A 2,909-nucleotide genomic window follows, 5' to 3' on the forward strand; every position below is an offset into this window, starting at 1 on the left:
GTAAGCGGCAGCGGCCTTGCGGCGGCGGCATGAGGCGCGCAGGATGCGGGTCGGATTCAGCGCCCCGGGGCTTCCCATGACTGATGCTTCCGGCCCTATCGAGCCTTTAGGCCGGACGGGCCAGCCGGTCCTCGACCGGCTGGCCTTCGAGCGCCTGACCGTCGCCCACCGCCGCGCGCTCAAGCTGCATTGCTACCGGATGATGGGCTCGCTCAACGAGGCGGACGATCTCGTCCAGGAGACGTTCCTGAAGGCCTGGCGCGCGCGCTCGCAATTCGACGGGCGCGGCTCGGCGCGCGGCTGGCTTTACGCGATCGCCACCAAGAGCTGCCTCAACGCGATCAAGGCACGGTCGTCGGCTGGGCGCATCCTCGGGCTGCCTGGACGGCCGCCTTCCGAGGGAGGCGCGACCGGTGGCCCGACCGCGGAGCTCGCCTGGCTGGATCCATATCCGGACGTGGAGCTCCCGGACATTGCCGACGACAGGCCCGGTCCGGAAGCGCGCTACGAGGCCCGCGAGGCCGTGAGGCTCGCTTTCGTGGCAGCGATCCAGTTGTTGCCGCCGAGGCAACGCGCGGCCTTGCTGCTTTGCGATGTGCTCGGATGGTCCGCCATCGAGACCGCGCAGTTGCTCGGCGGAACCACAGCCTCGATCAACAGCGCCTTGCAGCGGGCCCGTGCGACGCTGGGCGGGCACCATACGCAAAGCAGCCCGCCGCAGCGATCAGAGCCCGGTTCGGACGAAGGCCTGCTACTCGAACGCTATATGGAGGCCTGGCAGGCCGACAATCTCGAGGGACTCGTCGCGCTGCTGCGCGAGGACGCCGTCTATCACATGCCGCCATGGCGGGAATGGTACCGCGGGCATCAGGCGATCGGCGCCTTCCTCGGGAGCGTATGGGGCAATTTCGCCGGCTATCGAGCGGTGGCCATCGGCGCCAACGCCCAGCCGGCCGTGGGCGTCTACGCGCTCAGCCGCCAGGATTGCGTGTGGCGGCCGCATTCGCTGCATGTGATCGAACCGGCCGGCGACAGAATCGCCGCGCTGACGATCTATGTCCCGCCGCTCGGCCCCGCCTTGTTCGCGGCCTTCGGCCTGCCGCCGGAGCCAGTTGCCTCGAAGGGTTAGTCCACGTCCTCTTCCGCCCCGCCGGCCGCAGGCGCCGTCAGCAGCACGGCGGCGCCCAGCAGCGCGGCGACAAGCGAGCCGGCGAGGATACCGACCTTCACCGCATCCTGGAGCGCCGGGTCGGCAGCGAAGGCGAGCAGGCCGATGAACAGGCTCATGGTGAAGCCGATGCCGCACAGCAGCGAGATGCCCAGCATATGCAGCCAGCCGGCATTGACCGGCAGGTCGGCGAGGCCGAAGCGGATGGCCAGCGCCGAGGAGCCGAAAACGCCGACCAGCTTGCCGACGACCAGGCCGGCGGCGACGCCCAGCGTCAGCGGCTCGACAAGGGCTGCAAGGCTCAGGCCGCCGAGCGAGACCCCGGCATTGGCAAAGCCGAAGATCGGGATGACGATGAAGGGCACGAGCTTGTGCAGGCCGTGCTCCAGCCGGTGCAGCGGCGAATGTTCCGTATCGTGGCTGATGCCGGGAGAACGCTCCAGCGGGATGGTGAGCGCCAGCGCGACGCCGGCCAACGTGGCATGCACGCCCGATTTCAGCACCAGCACCCACAAGACGAGGCCAAGCAGAAGATACGGCCAGAGTTTCATGGCCCGCATGCGGTTGAGCAGGACGAGCAAGGCAATGACGACGAAGGCGGCGGCCAGATAGGCGAACGACAGGCCGCTGGTGTAGAACAGCGCGATGATGACGACGGCGCCGAGATCGTCGATGATGGCCAGAGCGGTGAGGAAGACCTTCAGCGAGGCTGGCACGCGGCTGCCGAGCAGCGAGAGCACGCCGAGCGCAAAGGCGATGTCGGTGGCGGTGGGGATCGCCCAGCCGGAGAGCGCCGCCTGATTGTCGCGGTTGATCAGGACATAGACCAGCGCCGGCACCGCCATGCCGCCGGCGGCGGCGATGCCCGGCAGCATGCGGCGCGGCCAGGTCGAGAGCTGCCCGTCCAGCATCTCGCGCTTGATCTCCAGCCCGACCAGCAGGAAGAACACCGCCATCAGCCCGTCATTGATCCAGTGCGAGACGCTGAGCGGCCCGAGATAGGCGTGCAGGACGGCGAAATAGGTCTCGGCCAAAGGCGAGTTGGCGACGATCAGCGCAAGGGCCGCGGCCACCATCAGGATGATGCCGCCGGCGGCCTCGCCGTCGAGGAACTCGCGCAGGATCGATTTCGGCCGTTCGTCTTGCATGGTGCCTCCGTAACCCAGCCTGTCGGCCGAGAACCTAATGATGCGCAGCGTCAATGGCGATGCAAGGCTTACAAGTTACATGGCAGCGCATGCTTCGAAAATTGGTTGAAACGCCCGTCCCTTCGTCATCCACGGGCGAAGCAAGGAGCGAAGCGACGCAGCGCGAGGATCCATTCCGTTACATCGGAACAATGCTAACGGTGCAGAATTCTGCTCCGCCGCGTTCTTCGGCCAGGGTCACGGAATGGATCCTAGGGTCTTCGCGACGGAGCTTCGCTCGTGCTTCGCCCTAGGATGACGACGCTGGTTAGCGCGGTGCCCGCTTTGCGAGGATCCGCTGCAGCGTGCGGCGGTGCATGTTCAGGCGGCGCGCCGTCTCGGACACGTTGCGGTCGCACATTTCGTAGACGCGCTGGATGTGCTCCCAGCGCACGCGGTCGGCCGACATCGGATTTTCCGGCGGCGCGGCGCGCTCGCCGGAGGTGCGGGTGAGCGCGGCGAAGACGTCGTCGGCATCGGCGGGCTTCGAGAGGTAGTCGACGGCGCCGAGCTTCACCGCCGTCACCGCGGTGGCGATATTGCCGTAGCCGGTC

General features: G+C 67.7%; 3 protein-coding genes. 1 reads left to right on the forward strand and 2 read right to left on the reverse strand.

The genetic code is table 11. From position 1 onward, the window contains the following. Positions 1-76: 76 nt before the first annotated feature. The gene (locus EOD07_RS29085) at positions 77-1,129 is read left to right on the forward strand and encodes an RNA polymerase subunit sigma-70 (RefSeq protein ID WP_127237800.1); all 1,053 of its coding nucleotides are present in this window, start codon (positions 77-79) and stop codon (positions 1,127-1,129) included. Here the strand turns inward: EOD07_RS29085 and nhaA are convergent. Together nhaA and EOD07_RS29095 are read right to left on the reverse strand one after the other, a co-directional pair. Then, positions 1,126-2,316 (reverse strand): Na+/H+ antiporter NhaA, encoded by a 1,191-nt coding sequence (nhaA, locus tag EOD07_RS29090; RefSeq protein ID WP_127237801.1) that lies wholly within the window; start codon positions 2,314-2,316, stop codon positions 1,126-1,128. The genes EOD07_RS29085 and nhaA overlap by 4 nt on opposite strands. 307 nt (positions 2,317-2,623) lie before the next feature. Continuing rightward, a partial coding sequence (locus tag EOD07_RS29095; protein WP_281059091.1) for a helix-turn-helix domain-containing protein occupies positions 2,624-2,909 on the reverse strand: 286 nt, incomplete at its 5' end.

This window comes from Mesorhizobium sp. M2C.T.Ca.TU.002.02.1.1, assembly GCF_003997225.1.